Consider the following 18,632-nt stretch of genomic DNA (forward strand, 5'->3'; position numbering starts at 1 on the left):
CAGAAGTTCGCTTAAGCATATTTAGAAAATCTTTTCTAGTTTTTAAACATGTAATGCAATGTCATCAGTAGCCGCTAAGGCAGCTTCTTTGATAGCCTCGGTAAATGTTGGATGTGCATGAGACATACGTGCTATGTCCTCTGCGGATGCTCTGTATTCCATAGCAACTACAGCTTCAGCAATCATATCTGCAGCTCTTGCTCCTATCATGTGGACACCTAGAATTTCATCTGTATTTTTGTCTGCCAATATTTTTACAAAACCATCTATATCCATACTCGCACGGCTACGTCCAAGAGCACGCATTGGGAATTGTCCTGATTTGTACTCAACACCAGCTTCTTTAAGTTCTTCTTCGGTTTTACCAACTGCAGCAACTTCAGGCCAAGTATACACTACTCCTGGGATTAAGTTATAATCGATGTGTGGCTTTTGTCCAGCAATAGTTTCAGCAACTAACACACCTTCTTCAGATGCTTTGTGAGCTAACATTGCACCTTTTACAACATCTCCAATAGCATAGATATTTGAAACACTAGTCTGTAAATGATCATTAACTTCTACTCTACCTCTTTCATCTATTTTCACACCTGCAGCTTCAGCATTTAACCCATCAGTATATGGACGACGCCCAACAGAAACTAAACAATAATCACCTCTAAATTCTACTTCTTCTCCTTTCTTGTTATTTGCCTTTACAACGACTTCATCACCTTCGCGCTCAACAGATTTAACTTGGTGAGACGTGTTCACTTTGAATTTAGCTTTCTTGAAAACTTTAGTCAACTCTTTAGACAATCCAGCATCCATAGTTGGAATAAGACGGTCCATATATTCTACTATAGTTACTTCTGAACCTAGTCTTCTATATACTTGTCCAAGTTCCAAACCAATAACACCACCACCAATAACAATCATATGTTTTGGCACTTCTTTCAATTCTAAAGCTTCGGTAGATGTTATAATACGTTCTTTGTCAAGATTGATGAACGGTAAGTTGGATGGCTTACTCCCAGTTGCAATAATGGTATACTTTGCTTCAATCTCAGTCTTATCTTTTCCTTCAACTAAGATATGTGTTGCATCTTTAAAACTACCTACACCTTCATACACATCGATCTTATTCTTTTTCATTAAGAAATCAATACCTCCAGTAGTTTGGTCTACAACTGCTTGCTTACGCGCAATCATCTTTTCTAAATTCACTTTTACTTCACCAGGAACCTCAATACCATGGTCTTCAAAATGCTTTACGGCATGCTCATAATGATGCGAAGAATCTAGTAATGCCTTACTTGGAATACAGCCCACATTGAGGCATGTCCCACCAAGTGTTGAATATTTTTCAATGATAGCTGTTTTCATGCCTAATTGTGCACAGCGAATAGCTGCTACATATCCTCCAGGGCCTGAACCTATAACTGCAACGTCGTATGTACTCATAATGTAGTTTTAGTCGTAATTTTTATTAAAAATTGACTACAAAAGTACAAATGTTTTATGGGAAGACAATGGTAATTTGAAACTCTTAATATTGAGGTAATTTCTACACTTTTTTTGCGGTTAGAATGAGGTCTGGCTCCTCAACTGTAAGTGATTTAACAATATTGTTTTCAACCTGAAAGGTAACCGTAACAGATGACACACCATTATATAAAAACTTATGCTCTCCAATCTTGTTTAAACCTCCTCCAAACTTGCCGAGCTTTCCTAAAGAAATCATTTTTCGCATATTCAATTTCACAGAGAATCCATCATTCTCTCCTTCTCCATACCTGTAATCACCCAAGTACTTCTCTTTTTCCTCTTCTTTTAAGGCTTCATATTTCTTGGGGCCAGCATTCCCTAATCCGTTTAAATAGTCCACGAGCATTTCCGAGTTTTTAATTTCTTTAGCAGTCATAGCATCTTTCATACGTAACCCAGCCTTAGCATGTTGTAATAAACTAATCCCGTGTGGCCCTTCTGTTTTTTGTATATCTGGTATTGCTTCAATCATTGATTTAACTGCTGTATAAGCACCAAGCGTTGCCAAAGTAAAAATGTTTGGTCTTGCGCCTTTGCTCAACAAGTAGTTTACTATATCCCTCCTACCAACATGAGCAGCCGCTCCAATTGCTGATTCCCAATCACCAAAACTCCAGTCCCATGTAGCTCTTGCTAATTCTGGTCGTTTGTCAACTAGAGATTTTACTGTATCTAAATCGAAATGAGATTTACCCACTACTTCATTGACAATCTCATCATCAATAGATGGATAGCGATAAAATAGTTTGTCATTTTTGAAGTTTGAATTTTCTAAACTGAAAATAGATTTTGAATAAGAAATACTAGGTATTGACACTGCCAATAGTCCGAATACTGAACTTTTTACAGCAGCTCTTCTTGATATTGAATTTGATTCCATGATTGGTTATTTTCTATCAAGGTATTTAATATTGATTAGACTAAACAGATGTTTAACAAAGGATTATGTTAAACTTTAAGAAGGAAATCCTAGCATATTTCCCATCCCCACGGTAAACAACCAACAACCATAAATAGCGTGCTCTATAGAGACTAACAGAGTAGATTTTGTGGTTTTATAGGTCAAGGCGAATAAGATGCCTCCAATGAATGTTAGGAACATCACTAAAGTATTTCTAAAGAAAATATGAGCTAGAGAAAACAACGCTGCATTGACTATAATGAATACCCATTGATTTTTGAATAAGGATTCGTATCGTTGAAAGAAAAACGTTCTGTAAATCAATTCTTGTGGATATACCGAAAACAGACTATAGAAAAACAGAATAAATAACCATAGTTTAGAGTTACTGAGCATTACATTAAACAATTGAGACTTGTCAGTAAACCAAACATAAGTTGTTGTTATAGCTGCAATAATGAGTAAGTGTAAAAAGGTACGTTTCCAAAATGCTTTCCAATTTAGATTTGGTGCAATCTTGAATTTATTCTTTTCTATTCGGAGCAATACAACGATAATATATATAAACCCAACTAAGCCTATGGTGCCCTTTATCCAGATCGGATAATTGATTGCAAAACTCACTGGTAATACAACAAAGATTATGAAAAATTCGACAAGTTTATAGGACACACTTTTCATTAAGCAATAGGAATTACAGTTGTATGTTTTACTTCATTAATTACAAATGTGGTATGAGTACTTCCGATATGACTTATTGCAGTAAGTTTATTTACCATAAACTCTCTATAGGTCTCCATATCTTCAACCACGACTTTGAGAATATAATCGTAATCTCCACTCACATGATAGCACTCTAATACCTCCTGCAATTTAGTAATTTCGCGTTCAAATTTGGTGACAAACTCTTTTGAATGTTGTATTAATTTGATGTGACAGAATGCAACAAAATCTTGACCTACAACTTCTTTATTGACTAATGCAGCGTAATGATCAATAATACCTTCGCGTTCTAACTTTTTGATGCGTTCATAAACTGCTGTTACCGATAAGTTGAGTTTACCTGAAAGTTCTTTATTGGTCTGCTTACTATCGCTTTGTAAAAGCTTTAAAAGTTGTTTGTCAATTACATCTAAATCCATGGTGAAAAATTTTCGGTTTCATAGAATTCAAGCTCAATACCGAATTAAAAATAATCTACAATAAATCACAAATTTAGATTTATTTTCTTAAATAATTGATTTGTATTGATAATTAATCTAATAAGAGTAATTTTTGCAGTAATCATCAAAACTCAACACCATGGCTTTCAAACCTGCAAATAACATTCAAGATCTTCAATATTTTGGAGAATTCGGAGGTGTAAATCCTTCAATTTCAGACTCATCTACATATACTTTTTTATCTGCAAAAACTATGTTCGACACGTTCGAAGGTAATGCAGATGGTTGTTATTTATATTCTAGACATACATCCCCTTCAAACTTATATTTAGGTGAAGCCCTTGCTGCTATGGAAGGTACAGAAACTGCAAATGTTGCAGCATCTGGAATGGGAGCAATAACTCCAGTTTTATTACAACTTTGCCAAACTGGTGACCATATTGTAAGTAGCAGAACTATATATGGCGGAACCTATGCCTTCTTAAAGAACTTTGCACCACGATTGGGTGTAGATACATCATTTGTAGATATTACAAAGTTAGATGTTGTTGAAGCGTCAATTACTGAAAACACTAAGGTCTTGTATTGTGAATCTGTTAGCAATCCACTTTTAGAAGTTGCAGACATCGAAGGACTAGCAGAAATCGCTAAGCGTCACAATTTAAAATTAGTTGTGGACAATACCTTCTCGCCATTATCAATTTCACCTGCAAAGCTTGGTGCTGATGTTGTAATTCATAGTTTAACGAAGTTTATAAACGGATCTTCTGACACTGTAGGTGGTGTTATTTGTGGTACTCAAGAATTTATTGATCAGTTGCGAAATGTCAATGATGGTGCTTCAATGCTTCTTGGCTCTACAATGGATAGCTTCAGATCTGCTTCCATCTTGAAGAACTTAAGAACCTTACATATCCGTATGCAACAACACAGCAAGAATGCCATGTTCTTGGCTGAACGTTTTGAAGAAGACGGATTAAAAACAGTTTATCCTGGTCTAGCTTCTCACCCATCGCATGAGTTATTCAAATCGATGATGAATCCTCAATATGGTTTTGGAGGCATGTTGACTATCGATGTTGGTTCTCTAGAAAAGGCCAATGAGCTTATGGAATTAATGCAAGAACGTAACCTTGGTTATTTGGCTGTGAGTCTAGGATTCTATAAAACATTATTCTCTGCTCCTGGTAGTTCTACATCATCTGAGATTCCAGAAGATGAGCAAATAGAAATGGGACTTAGCGATGGACTAATTCGTTTCTCAATTGGACTCGATGCTGATGTCCAACGTACTTACGAAATGATGAGAACTTGTATGGAAGAACTCGATATTCTTAGTTCAGTAAAAGAAGAAGTGCTTGTTTAGTTTCCTTTAATTCTGTCTATAAATAATTGTAAATCGCCTTCTTTTGGTGGGGCTGGCTCAAAGTCTGCCATGTCATAACGGTCGCCTTTTTTATATAGATACAGAGAGAAGACAGAAGAATTTGGATCATCGGCATTAAGCAAAGGATATCTTAAATCGTTAAAGCGAATAGTGTCACCTTCTTGCTTGGATAAATTATAATATCCATTGCTAAACCAGTCTAGAGTTTTCATATCCTGAATGGTTTTAGGTAACAACTCATGGTTTTTTTCTAGCGTTTGCCAGTTGGAAAACTGGCGTTCCGAATCTAGAAGCGAGTAAAATCCAACACGATAATCCGTTTCAGTTTCAGCAATGCCATACCACAAAATATTATTTAGTATTGTGGGTTGTGTACTGAATCGCTTGAAGTCTATATTCTTCCCTTTTAGTGAAGATTTAAATACTGAATCTACATAAAATTTATTCCCGATTGTGAATAGCATATAGGCTGAACTCACGCCAACTGCCAGTTTGAACCATAGTTTTCGTCGTTTAGAAGTTCGTCGAAAAAACATCATGACGATCATCAACAGTAAAAATGGTACCGTATAAAAAGGGTCGGCTACAGAAATATTGTTGAACGCTACTCTATATTCTGAAAACGGTAAGAACCACTGCGTACCATAAGGTGTAAAGGCATCTAAAACGATATGCGTAAACAATGACCAGAAAAATAGTTTTATCCAATCGGATCGTGAAGTTGTCCATTGCGCTTTACCTCTATCGTATAACTTATGGACCAGCCAACCAAAGAGATAGGCTCCAAGAATAGAAAACACAATAGAATGGCTAAACCCTCTGTGCGCAGCCATGATGTCTATTTCATTTCCATATAGCCAACGCGATGTAAAAACATCTAAATCTGGAATTGTACCACCAATAGCACCAAACAATAGGGCTTTATTTCCTATCTTCTTTCCTAGTACAGCTTCTCCACAAGCAGCACCTAAAACGATCTGTGTAATTGAATCCATAAACGATTGGCAAAATTACGGAACTAAATCGATTTGCAAATCGATTAACAAAATCGTAACATTACAAAACAAAATTTCTAAGCAATGCAAGACGATAATATTTCTGAAATTAAAGTAGATGATCAAAAAATCATAGACAACAAAGAGTTGAATATATGGGAAGCTCTAATCCCTCTTGTTGTATTAGTAGGTCTTTTGGCATACAATGTTCTTGTAGCATTTGGAGATTATTCAATTGAAGGTCCAAATCAATTTGCCTTGATTTTTGCCGCTGCTGTTGCAGCAATTGTAGGCTTTAGAAACAAAGTGTCCTATAAGAGAATGCTAGAAGAAGTAGCAGAAAATGTAAGATCAACAACTAGTGCGCTTTTGATTTTGCTAATGGTTGGAGCTCTTGCTGGAACTTGGTTAATAAGTGGTGTTATACCGACTATGATTTATTATGGAATACAAATATTAAATCCGTCTATATTTCTGGGAGCATGCGTAATTATTTGCGCTGTCATTTCTATAGCAACCGGTAGTTCTTGGACTACTTCAGCTACTGTAGGTATTGCTTTAGTTGGTATTGGAGATGCACTTGGTATTTCATTAGGAATGACGGCTGGAGCAGTGTTATCTGGTGCATATTTTGGTGATAAAATGTCTCCACTTAGTGACACGACCAATCTCGCTCCAGCAATGGCCGGAACAGATTTATTTACGCATATCAGATACATGGCTTTCACTACCGTGCCAACAATTATAGTTACACTAATCGTTTTTATCATTATTGGTTTCACGCAAACTACTGTAGGGAGTACTGATACTTCAGAAATTACAAATCTGATAAGTTCAAAATTCAATACTTCGCCATTAATTTTTATAGTTCCTCTTGTTGTTGTTGTCTTAATCGTAAAAAAAGTACGTCCACTAGTCGCATTATTTATTGGAACTATGTTAGGTGGTGTTTTTGCAATTATTTTTCAACCAGAAATTATTAAGGCAGTATCAGGTTCAGATGTTGTTGATTTTAAATCATCTTATCAGGCTATCATAAATGCTATAACTATTGAAACAAAGTTAGAATCGCCTGAAGCTTATGAAAAACTATTTAAAGCTAAAGGAATGTTCGGAATGTTAAATACTGTTTGGCTTATTGTCTGTGCAATGGTATTTGGCGGTGTCATGGATGCTATTGGAGCTTTAGCTAGAATCACCAAATCATTATTGAAGATGGCAAAATCTGTCTTCGGATTATTTGCAAGCACAGTCGCAAGTTGCTTAGCTTTGAATGTTACTGCATCAGATCAATATTTAGCAATTGTAGTTCCTGGAAAAATGTTCAAGAAGGCCTATGAAGATAGAGGCTTAGCACCTGAAAACTTGAGCAGAACACTTGAAGATTCGGGAACTGTGACTTCAGTACTCATTCCATGGAATACTTGTGGAGCTTACCAGTCTGGAGTTTTAGGGGTTGGTGTAGCTGAGTATTTCTTCTATGCAATTTTCAATTGGTTAAGTCCGTTTACAACACTTTTATTTGCTGCTTTCAGAATAAAAATCAGACAACTTCAAGGTAAATTGGCTTAGTCAATAACTTCATAAATTTTAGAGATAATTCTTCATTGCCATTAACTGGGTGATGTCTATATTTGCGCCCAATTAAAAAAATATTCTAACAATATAAATTAAAAATATGGCAGTATTAGTCGGAAAAAAAGCACCTCAATTTAGTGCTCAAGCAGTAGTAAATGGTGGTGAGTTTGTAGAAAACTTTTCTCTTGAACAATTCACAGGAGACAAGCATGTAGTGTTATTCTTTTACCCAAAAGATTTCACGTTTGTTTGTCCTACAGAATTACATGCGTTTCAAGAAAAACTTGAAGAGTTTAAAACTAGAAACACAGAGGTAATCGCTGTATCAACAGATACTGAGCAGTCTCACTTTGGTTGGTTACAATTAGAAAAGAATAAAGGTGGTATCAAAGGAATTACATATCCATTAGTTGCCGACACTAACAAAACCATCGCAAAAAACTACGATGTTTTAGCTGGTGATTACTATTTCGATGAAAATGATATGCTTCAAGCTACAGGTGAATTAGTAGCGTATAGAGGTTTATTCTTAATTGACAAAGAAGGTGTAGTACGTCATCAAATCGTAAACGATCTTCCTCTTGGAAGAAATGTTGATGAAGCTTTAAGAATGGTTGACGCTTTACAATTCGTTGAAGAAAATGGTGAAGTTTGTCCTGCAAACTGGAACAAAGGAAAAACTGGAATGCAAGCAACTCATGAAGGTGTTGCTGAATTCTTAGAAAAGCATATGAACTAATCCTATTAGTTCTCCAATAAAAAAGCCTGCTTATTTGAGCAGGCTTTTTTATTTCAATCAATTATCAATTATTTTAAATCATATCGATCTAAATTCATCACTTTAGCCCAAGCTGCAACAAAGTCATTGACAAAACGATCTTCACCATCGTCTGCTCCATAAACTTCTGCAACAGCTCTTAATTCAGTATTAGAACCAAAAATAAGATCAGCTCTTGTTCCAGTAAACTTCACATTTCCAGTTCGTCTATCTCTACCTTCAAATAACGTATCATCATTATTAGCTGCGCTCCATGTATAAGTAAAGTCTAGAATATTACTAAAGAAATCATTAGTAAGATGTCCTACATTATCTGTAAAGACTCCATGATTTGAACCATCATAGTTTGCTCCCAATACACGTAACCCTCCAACCAATGCAGTCATTTCTGGAATAGATAGTGTCAATAAGTTTGCACGGTCGACTAATGTATCTTCAGCAGCTACATTAAGTCCTGATTTCATATAATTTCTAAAGCCATCAGCAATAGGCTTCAAGTAGTTGAAAGACTCAATATCTGTTTGTTCTTGTGAAGCATCTCCTCTACCTTGGGTAAATGGTACTGAAACATTGCGTCCAGCATTTCTAGCGGCTTCTTCAACGGCAGCATTTCCAGCTAAAACAATTAAATCTGCCATAGAAATCGTTCCACTAAAATCTGCTTGAATGCCTTCTAGAACTGTCAATACTTTATTTAATTCTGTTGGGTTATTCACTTCCCAACTTCTTTGCGGCTCTAAACGAATACGCGCTCCATTTGCACCACCTCGCATATCAGAACCTCTAAATGTTGAGGCTGAAGCCCAAGCAGTGCTTACCAATTGAGATATTGAAAGTCCAGATGCTAAAATCATCTTCTTTAACGCATCAATATCACCATCACTAAGTGAGTAGCTTACTTTTGGAATTGGATCTTGCCATAATAATTCTTCTTGTGGTACTTCCGGACCTAAGTATCTATCTATAGGCCCCATGTCTCTGTGCGTTAATTTATACCAAGCACGAGCAAAAGCGTCTTCAAATGCTGCGTGATCTTTGTGGAAACGTTCAGATATTTCTCTGTACGTTGGATCCATTTTAAGTGCCATATCTGCAGTAGACATCATTAATGCCTGCTTTCCATTAGGATCTCCAGCTTTAGGAGCCATTCTCGCATTCGAATCTGCAGTTGGTGTCCATTGGTGGGCTCCCGCTGGACTCTTAGTTAATTCCCAATCATAATTTAAAAGCACATCAAAATAGTCATGATCCCACTGAATTGGGTTTGGTGTCCAGGCTCCTTCAAGTCCACTTGTAATGGCATCGTCTAATACACCAGATTGATATGTGTTCTTCCATCCTGTACTCATTTCTTCTATTGAGGCACCATGCGGTTCCACACCAACATATTTATCTGGATCTGCTGCACCATGCGCTTTTCCAAAAGTATGTCCCCCAGCAACCAAAGCAACAGTTTCTTCATCATTCATTGCCATACGTCCAAATGTGATTTTAATATCGTGTGCAGATTTTAAAGGATCTGGATTTCCATTTGGTCCTTCTGGATTTACATAAATAAGTCCCATATGTACTGCTCCAAGATGTCCTTCTAAATCACCATCACTAGTATCATAACGATCATCATTATCTAACCAACCTGTCTCTGAACCCCAATACACATCTTGCTCTGGTTCCCAAACATCCTCGCGTCCTCCTGCAAATCCAAAAGTCTTAAAGCCCATAGATTCTAAAGCACAGTTTCCTGCGAGAATCATTAAATCTGCCCAAGAGATCTTATTACCATATTTCTTTTTTATTGGCCAAAGCAATAGTCTGGCTTTATCTAAGTTTCCATTATCTGGCCAACTATTTAAAGGTGCAAAACGATGTGTTCCAGTTCCAGCACCACCACGTCCATCACCTACTCTATAGGTTCCTGCACTATGCCAAGCCATACGAATCATTAGTCCTCCGTAATGACCATAATCAGCTGGCCACCAATCTTGAGAATCTGTCATAAGATCCACAAGGTCTTTCTTTAATTCGTTATAATTAATACTGTTGAATGCTTTTGCGTAGTCAAAACCTTCACCCATTGGGTCAGATTTTGTAGCATGTTGTCTAAGAATGTTAAGCTTTAATTCATTTGGCCACCAGTCGCGATTACTTGTGCCTCCACCAGCAGCTTTTTTCTGGGCTCCACTGTGGAAAGGACATTTACTGATGTCCCCATTGCCATTATGTTCCATGTACTAAATTTTTAAGTTTAATTGATTGCTTAAAGTTACTGAATTATGCACTTAGTACACAGCGAAGAAATATTTTAAACTTATATTTTAATAGATAAAATTTATAGTGAGTGAAGTTTTGTATAATTTTTAACTATTCAACCAAATTAACAACAATTGCTTTTACTGGTAAAATAGCATTGGTATGTTCTATACTAGGACCTGCTACCCAAACCGTTTTATAGGTCGCTTTTTTTGCTGCTCTTTCTGTGGCTTTCATACCTATTGAAAAGCGAATCATCTTTACCCATTTTTTGAGTTTACGATTCTTATTTAATAATCGCTCTATCCAAGGAGAACGTGTTCCTATTTTTTGAACATAAGGTGTATTAATAACTGTACATGGTGTACCAGAAATACGTTCAGTTACGACAATATCATCTGCGCCATAATCGACACAAGCCTGTTTATACTCTTGTGTTACATTAGCTTCTTCTGATGCTATAAAAGGGCTTCCTACAGAAACGCCTTCAGCGCCATAGCCCAGCATTTCATCTATATCCGCCTTACAGCCTACACCTCCAGCTGAAATCACAGGAATGCTACAATGCTCATTTAATGTTTTAATTAAATCTTCAGGAGATAAATTTCCTCTATGTCCTCCTGCTTCATTATTAACTGCAATAATTGCATCTGCTCCAAGGTCTTCAACCTTCTTTGCAAACTTAAGGTCTGTAACATCACAAAAGACTTTTATACCAGCTTTATGTGCTTGTCTAATAGTTTCTTCTGGACTTCCTAATGAGGTAATGATAAAATCGCAACCTTCTTCGCATAACACTTCTAATTGTCCCTTATACTTAATATTAGATTTGTTGACAATCAAATTAAAACCGAACGAACCTCCTTCTACTTTACTCTTTTTAAGCTCTTGAATAGCAGATCTTAATTCAGGTAATGTTCTATAGTTTAGTGCAGGAATACAGCCAGCAATACCAGATTTCATGGCTTCGGTTACCATAGCAACATTAGATACCAAGAACATTGGTGCCTGGATAATTGGGTATTTAATATTGAGAAGTTCGGTTAGTTTAGTTTGCATAGATTTTCGAATTAGGTTTCAACTAGTCTCAACCTGAAATTGATTCAACAAATATAATTAAATTTATTATGCGTGCATAATAACCTATTCTCTCTTCATGCTAATTGTATGCTCTAAAAAGAAATACATATTATAAAAACACAATCAATAGTTTGAAATCTTGAGCGCATTGCCCTAACTTTAAGACATCTTTTGTTTAACTCAATCAACCAAATATGAGAAAAAAACTACTTTTTTCTATACTATTTTTGTTTAGTATAGTGCTAACTTTTGCCCAAGGTATCTTTGACGACTCAATACATACTGCAGTGGGTTTTGGAAGTGTTAATTCACCAGGTGGTGAAGGGGTTCAAAATGTAATCGATCAAAATTCTGCTACTAAATTCTTAGACTTCAATGCTTTTGATGGTATTGGGTTTGAGGTAGATTTACTTGGAGATCCTAAAATTGCTGTAGCCATTGAAATTGTCACAGCCAATGATGCTCCAGAACGAGACCCTACGGACTATGAGATATTTGGATCTAATAACGGTACTGATTATACCAGTATTGCTACTGGAAGTATCCCTTGTATATCTGATCGTTTTTTCTCAAGAACATTCTCGTTTGCTAATTCAACGTCCTATACATACTATAGGGTAAACTTTACAGGTACGTGTGCTGCAAGTACTATAAATCAGATTGCAGATGTACAGCTTTTTGAAACCATTGGTACTGCTCCAACCATTGATTGCCCAGCAAATATTAGTGTTGATAACGATCCTGGAGAATGTGGCGCAATAGTAAATTATTCAATAACAGCGAATGATGCTGAAGATGGTGCTTTAACGCCTGTAATTACTTCTGGTCTTGCTTCTGGAGAATTATTCCCAGTTGGAGTTACTGAAGTTTTTGCAAGCGCTACAGATAGTGATGCTAATACTGTAAGCTGTAGCTTTACTGTGACCGTAACTGATATTGAAACTCCTGTTGGTGGTTGTCCAAGTGATATCACTCAAATGGCTGCAAACCCTGGAGACATGGACGCAGTTGTTAACTACAGTTTAAGTCCAACTGATAATTGTGATCTTATTAATCCTCTCACTGGATTTACACCTCTAGCTAATATTAATAACAAAGCTTATTATTTATCTGATGCTGCCTTTACTCCTCAAGATGCTTTTACTGATGCATTAGCTCAAGGCGGATTTGTTGGTACTATTAGAAATGATTCTGAAAACACGCAGTTGAACAGTGCAATAGCTTCTATTGGTGCTGCAGGTAATATACTTATAGGCTTTAATGATGTTGACACTGAAGGTAATTTCGTTTGGCATAGTGGTGATACGTCTACTTATGACAACTGGAACGCTGGTGAACCTAATAATGCAGGAAATGAGGATTATACTGTAATACAATCTACTGGTGGATGGAATGATGTTAATAATACTCTGACCTATCGTTATTTACTAGAATTAGATTACTTACCAGAACAAACAGCAGGACTGCCAAGTGGTAGTGCTTTCCCAATAGGAACTACTACTAATACATTTCTAATTACAGATATCTCTGGCAACTTTGTTACTTGTTCTTTTGATGTCACTGTTGAGGAAAACTTGAGTGTGGATGACTTTACACTTTCTAGCAGTTTATCAGTATTTCCAAATCCGTCACATTCTATTATTACATTACAAGGTAGTAATGGTATACGTATTAATTCGGTGAATATTATAGACCTAAATGGGAGAATACTTCAATCAATTTCTGATGTTGAATTGATAGATTCTCAAAAACATATAGACGTGTCTATTCTATCTTCAGGAATTTACTTCATGAAAGTTGAAGATCTAGAAGGTCGAGTTGCTTTAAAACGATTTATTAAAAAGTAATCTTCATCCTGAGTGTTCTCTTTGACTCTGATCAAGGAACATTCTTATAGATATAAAAAAACGCAATCGTTCAGATTGCGTTTTTTATTTGATTTCCTTATTTATTTACCTAACAATTAGTTTCTTGGTAATCACTCCTCTATCTGTTTCTAAATTCAAAATATAGATTCCTGAAGGAAGCATGCTTATATCAATTATATCCAGACTTTGATTTAGGTTCAATAACCTGCTCCCTCGCAAATCATATAATGAAAAAGATTCTATCAAAATCGAAGATGACACATCTAAGAAAATTTTATCATTAGCTGGATTTGGATAAACAGAAATTAAATTATCTAAATTGAACTCGTCTATACTTAATGGGTCTATAACCTCAGTAGTTACCATGTTTGTAATAATCGGTGCGTTAAAATCAAAATAAATTTCTGCGTTGTTACTAAAACTATCACCAACTAGCAATGTATTTAATGTTTTTATTTTGAACAACACATAGCCGTCATTATGATCGTCATCAAAAGGTAATTGTATGTTTTCAAAAATAAATTCTACTTCATTTTCATTAGTAATTCTGGTATAAAAATCATGGCTAGCATTTAATGGTACTAAAGACGATATATCATATTTAGTTGTATCAATGACATCTTTAACAACTACATTTATTGCACTTGCAGTACCTGTATTTTCAAATCGTATTAGATAATGTACATACTCTCCCACTAAATCTATTGTAACCGTTTGTCCTTCTAAACAGGTTTTATCATTAGGGTCGAATGAATTTACTATTTCCTGATTTAAAACTGCCGTATTATCATTTGGCGTTTCGTCTACATCGGAAGGCGTTATAGTTGCTGTATAATTTAAAATGTCGCCTCCGTTTAGTGGAAAGTTCGGATCTACTGGTGTATTTAATGTCATGGTAAAGTCAATCTCTCTGGATTCAAATGGTAAGAGATTTGAATAATCCCATGATAAGTTGCCAGTCGTCTGATTATCTGCTGCTGGTGAAACCGAAAACAAATCCATGTAATCGTCATTAAATACAAACTCTACACTACCTGATAGCACTGTGTTTCCTTTATTTTTGTAGCTAATCTTATAATCGGTCTCAAAACCTGGTCGAGCTTCTTCCAGAGGTATTATAGAAATTTCTAAATCGTTGTGAACACCATTTGGCGTTATACAAAAATCTTGCACGTTTGGACTTGCATCTTGTGGGAAATCAATAGATACATTATTCGGCGATACTATAAAATAATCTGGATTCTCTAATTGAGGTGTCAATGTATAATTGCCTTCTTGGATTGGCATAAAATATTCTCCATCATCAGTACTGTAAAACATACTGTTTAAAGATCCGTCTGTAATCTGCATTGCCAAATTTGAATAATCAATATCTGCCAAGCTACATCCATTATTATCACTATCGAAAATAGTATTTCCAGTTACTGTATAATATTCACCTCCAGGCGTAAAAGAACAGTATTCTGTGAATACAACCTCCTGATCTGTCATAAATTGAATATCGTCAGCTAAATAGGAATTAACATCATCAACACAAATAGCTTCTATAAGCGGTAAGCTGTTTAGATTGAAATTATCCAATACAAAACCCCAATCGTAATTTTCGTTATTCCCGTTTTTAAGGTTTATATAAACAAGATTAGGGTTGTGTGTAAAGAGTAATTCATCTGAACTGTTATTCCATAGGTTAGTTAGTACACTGAAATCCAATTCAGTAAATTGATTATATGAAAAATCCATCTGCCTTACGCCATCATGAAGCCCAATAATTTCAGTAAGGTTATTATTGGATACAAGCAATTGATCAACATTTGGATTATTACTTATATCTATGCTTGTAAGTGCATTATTATTGAGCTCTATCCAATTTAGAGTAGATGCGCCATTTAAATTAATTGAGGAAATATTATTATCATCTGCATACAAATAGTAGAGCAGAGTATTTGACGAAAGGTCTAAGTTTGTGATTTGATTATTATCAATATCAATCGAAGTCAAATCGCTTAACATACTTATGTCTAGCAAAGTAATCGCATTATCATTTACAGATAGCGTTAGTAAATCTGTAGCGCCACTAAGATTGATTGAACTAATTTGATTATTTCCTATACTTAAAAACTTCAATGGCGTTGTACTACTTAAATCTAAACCGGTAAACTGATTATAGCCTAAGTACAAGCTTTCGAGACTTGTTGCTCCATTAATATTGATACTAGATAATTGATTTTCTGCAGCACCTAAATGGTATAACGCAGTATTGTTACTAATATCAAGACTTGTCAATGCATTATTATTTAGGTATACACTTTGAAGTGATGAATTAGTACTTAGGTCCAGGCTAGCTATTTGATTGTAATCTGCTTGAAGTTGTTCTAAAAGAGTTAGCCCTGTAATATTAAGATTTACAATTGAACCTTCTTCTCCAAATTCACCAACTATAGTTAAATAACGAAGAGCTGTATTATTAGATAAATCTATTGTATCCGCTGAGCAATAAGACGCATCCAGATTCGTCAAAGCTACATTAGCACTTAAATCTATTGTTGTTATGGGGTTACTGGCAATATTTAATGTTTGAAGATTAATAAAGGCTTCTATACCTGTTAAATCCGATATATTTTTATGAGACAATGATAAAGAAGTCACCTGTAGTGCTTCTGATTCCTGTATTTCACCATCATTATTAGAATCTATTGTTGTGGAATTATTAAGCAGTGCATTTTTAAAATTTGCATCTGGTATATTAACAATTTGAGTAAATCCAAATTGAAAACTAAAACATATGATAGTAGTAAATAGTAGTTTTAATTTCATAGTAAACTTTTCTTATTAATTGAGAGCAATAGTCACGTAAAGCTACACGATTTTATTAATTAAACTACTAATTATCTTACATTTATTAGTATATAAATTTCATTATCAAATATTTAACAGCATAAATTAGCACTAAATAAAAAACGCAACCCTATTGGATTGCGTTTTTAGTTATGTTTATGAGAGTGAGATCCTGAATCAAGTTCAGGATGACAAGTCATTACTTTACTTCTTCGAAGTCTACGTCTTCAACATCGCTACCTTCTTCTGCTTGCCCTCCAGCATTAGCTTCTGGTCCAGCAGCTCCTCCAGCTTGTGCATCTTGCTGAGCTTTGTACATTTCCTCAGAAGCAACTTTCCAAGCTTCGTTGATTTTCTCTAAAGCTGGATCGATTACTGAAACATCTTTAGTTTCATAAGCTTTCTTCAACTCTTCAAGTGCATCTTCGATTGGCTTTTTCTTATCATCAGATAATTTATCACCAAACTCACTTAATTGTTTTTCCGTTTGGAAAATCATTGCGTCAGCACTATTTAGTTTGTCAGCAGTCTCTTTTGCTTTAGCATCTGCTTCTGCATTTGCTTCTGCTTCAGCTTTCATCTTTTCGATTTCTTCATCTGTTAATCCAGAAGATGCTTCAATTCTGATATTTTGAGACTTACCAGTAGCTTTATCTGCTGCAGATACGTTGATAATTCCGTTTGCATCAATATCGAATGTTACTTCAATTTGAGGCACACCTCTTGGTGCTGGTGGAATACCGTCTAAATGGAAACGACCAATTGTTTTGTTATCAGCCGCCATTGGACGCTCTCCTTGCAGTACATGAATTTCTACTGAAGGCTGATTGTCAGCCGCTGTAGAGAATACTTGTGATTTCTTAGTTGGGATTGTTGTATTAGCATCAATCAACTTCGTCATTACATTCCCCATAGTTTCGATACCTAGAGATAATGGTGTTACATCTAGAAGTAATACATCTTTCACATCTCCTGTTAATACACCTCCTTGGATACCTGCTCCAACTGCTACAACTTCATCTGGGTTTACACCTTTACTTGGTGCTTTTCCGAAGAATTTCTCAACTGCAGCTTGTACAGCAGGAATACGTGTAGAACCACCAACTAAAATAACTTCGTCGATATCTCCTGTAGACAATCCAGCAGCTTTTAATGCTGTTTGGCAAGGCTCAATCGTACGTTTTACTAAATCGTCAATTAATTGCTCAAACTTAGAACGAGTCAAAGTTCTTACTAAGTGCTTAGGCCCACTAGCTGTTGCAGTGATATATGGTAAGTTGATTTCAGTTTGCGCAGAAGATGATAACTCAATCTTCGCTTTTTCTGAAGCTTCTTTAAGACGCTGTAAAGCCATAGGGTCTTTACGTAAATCCATACCTTCTTCGGCATTAAACTCATCAGCTAACCAATTGATGATCTTTTCATCTACATCATCACCACCTAAGTGTGTATCACCATCAGTAGATAATACTTCGAATACACCATCTCCTAATTCAAGGATAGATACATCGTGCGTACCACCACCAAAATCGAATACAACAATCTTTTGGTCTGTACCTTTCTTATCCAAACCATATGCTAAAGCGGCAGCAGTTGGTTCGTTGATAATTCTACGAACTTTTAAACCTGCAATTTCTCCAGCTTCTTTAGTTGCTTGTCTTTGCGCATCGTTAAAGTATGCTGGTACAGTAATTACTGCTTCACTTACTGAAGCTCCTAAATAATCTTCAGCAGTTTTTTTCATTTTTTGAAGTACCATAGCAGATAATTCTTGTGGTGTATACAAACGACCATCGATATCTACTCTTGGTGTATCGTTATCTCCTTTTACAACTTTATAAGGTACACGTTCTGCTTCTTTTTTAGATTCAGAATACTTATTACCCATAAAACGTTTTATAGAGTATACAGTTTTTGTAGGATTGGTTACTGCTTGACGTTTAGCAGGATCACCAACCTTGATTTCACCGCCTTCAACGAAAGCAATAACAGAAGGTGTTGTTCTTTTTCCTTCTGCATTAGGGATCACAACTGGCTCATTACCTTCCATTACAGAAACGCAAGAGTTTGTTGTTCCTAAGTCAATTCCTATAATCTTACTCATTGTATTATTGTTAATGTTATGTTGTACAAATTAATTTCGAACTGTTTAAGTCAATCTTTATGCCAATGAAAAAATGCTGACATGATGTCATTATTTTTCTGTTCTGAAAAAAAACGCACGACATAACAGTCAAAACTCCTATTTTTATGCCTAAATAAAATCAACT

The 18,632-nt window shown here is 35.6% G+C and carries 13 protein-coding genes; 4 read left to right on the top strand and 9 right to left on the bottom strand.

Features of this window, described 5'->3' with window-relative positions; genetic code table 11:
* Positions 1–42 precede the first annotated feature (42 nt).
* The 4 genes from lpdA to NCE97_RS03610 form a co-directional block, all read right to left on the bottom strand.
* Positions 43–1,443: a dihydrolipoyl dehydrogenase gene (gene lpdA / locus NCE97_RS03595; protein ID WP_353777513.1), complete on the bottom strand. Its 1,401-nt coding sequence runs from the start codon at positions 1,441–1,443 to the stop codon at positions 43–45.
* Between the two features lie 103 nt (positions 1,444–1,546).
* Positions 1,547–2,407 (bottom strand): hypothetical protein, encoded by an 861-nt coding sequence (locus tag NCE97_RS03600; protein ID WP_353777514.1) that lies wholly within the window; start codon positions 2,405–2,407, stop codon positions 1,547–1,549.
* A gap of 75 nt (positions 2,408–2,482) precedes the next feature.
* Positions 2,483–3,109 carry a CPBP family intramembrane glutamic endopeptidase gene (locus NCE97_RS03605; RefSeq protein WP_353777515.1) on the bottom strand — a complete coding sequence of 209 codons (627 nt, stop codon included), beginning with the start codon at positions 3,107–3,109 and terminating at the stop codon, positions 2,483–2,485.
* Positions 3,109–3,570: an Lrp/AsnC family transcriptional regulator gene (locus NCE97_RS03610; protein ID WP_353777516.1), complete on the bottom strand. Its 462-nt coding sequence runs from the start codon at positions 3,568–3,570 to the stop codon at positions 3,109–3,111. The genes NCE97_RS03605 and NCE97_RS03610 overlap by 1 nt, the downstream gene beginning before the upstream one ends.
* A gap of 160 nt (positions 3,571–3,730) precedes the next feature.
* On the opposite strand from NCE97_RS03610, the gene NCE97_RS03615 reads away from it, so the two are divergent.
* On the top strand, positions 3,731–4,957 hold the full coding sequence (locus NCE97_RS03615) for an aminotransferase class I/II-fold pyridoxal phosphate-dependent enzyme (protein ID WP_353777517.1): 1,227 nt from the start codon (positions 3,731–3,733) through the stop codon (positions 4,955–4,957).
* On the opposite strand, the gene NCE97_RS03620 is transcribed toward NCE97_RS03615, so the two are convergent.
* The gene (locus NCE97_RS03620; protein ID WP_353777518.1) at positions 4,954–5,973 is read right to left on the bottom strand and encodes a metal-dependent hydrolase; all 1,020 of its coding nucleotides are present in this window, start codon (positions 5,971–5,973) and stop codon (positions 4,954–4,956) included. The two genes, NCE97_RS03615 and NCE97_RS03620, sit on opposite strands and share 4 nt — an antisense overlap.
* A gap of 84 nt (positions 5,974–6,057) precedes the next feature.
* Here NCE97_RS03620 and nhaC point away from each other — a divergent pair, with 84 nt between their 5' ends.
* Entirely contained in the window at positions 6,058–7,545 is a 1,488-nt protein-coding gene (nhaC, locus tag NCE97_RS03625; RefSeq protein WP_353777520.1) for a Na+/H+ antiporter NhaC, read from the top strand.
* A 106-nt stretch (positions 7,546–7,651) separates the two neighbouring features.
* Positions 7,652–8,290, top strand: coding sequence for a peroxiredoxin (locus NCE97_RS03630; RefSeq protein WP_353777521.1), 639 nt, complete (start codon positions 7,652–7,654; stop codon positions 8,288–8,290).
* Positions 8,291–8,358: 68 nt separating this feature from the next.
* On the opposite strand, the gene katG is transcribed toward NCE97_RS03630, so the two are convergent.
* Together katG and NCE97_RS03640 are read right to left on the bottom strand one after the other, a co-directional pair.
* The gene (gene katG / locus NCE97_RS03635) at positions 8,359–10,557 is read right to left on the bottom strand and encodes a catalase/peroxidase HPI (protein ID WP_353777522.1); all 2,199 of its coding nucleotides are present in this window, start codon (positions 10,555–10,557) and stop codon (positions 8,359–8,361) included.
* Positions 10,558–10,690: 133 nt separating this feature from the next.
* Entirely contained in the window at positions 10,691–11,638 is a 948-nt protein-coding gene (locus NCE97_RS03640; protein WP_353777523.1) for an NAD(P)H-dependent flavin oxidoreductase, read from the bottom strand.
* Between the two features lie 215 nt (positions 11,639–11,853).
* Here NCE97_RS03640 and NCE97_RS03645 point away from each other — a divergent pair, with 215 nt between their 5' ends.
* Complete coding sequence (locus tag NCE97_RS03645) at positions 11,854–13,506, top strand: HYR domain-containing protein (RefSeq protein WP_353777524.1); 1,653 nt, start codon at positions 11,854–11,856, stop codon at positions 13,504–13,506.
* Between the two features lie 105 nt (positions 13,507–13,611).
* Here NCE97_RS03645 and NCE97_RS03650 read toward each other — a convergent pair whose 3' ends face one another.
* Complete coding sequence (locus NCE97_RS03650) at positions 13,612–16,341, bottom strand: DUF7619 domain-containing protein (protein ID WP_353777525.1); 2,730 nt, start codon at positions 16,339–16,341, stop codon at positions 13,612–13,614.
* Positions 16,342–16,561: 220 nt separating this feature from the next.
* A complete protein-coding gene (gene dnaK / locus NCE97_RS03655) occupies positions 16,562–18,466 on the bottom strand; it encodes a molecular chaperone DnaK (protein WP_353777526.1) in 1,905 nt (634 codons plus the stop codon).
* Positions 18,467–18,632: the final 166 nt, after the last annotated feature.

Origin of the sequence: Winogradskyella sp. 3972H.M.0a.05 (genome assembly GCF_040493455.1) — a bacterium.
In the GTDB taxonomy this organism is placed as follows: Bacteria; Bacteroidota; Bacteroidia; order Flavobacteriales; family Flavobacteriaceae; genus Microcosmobacter.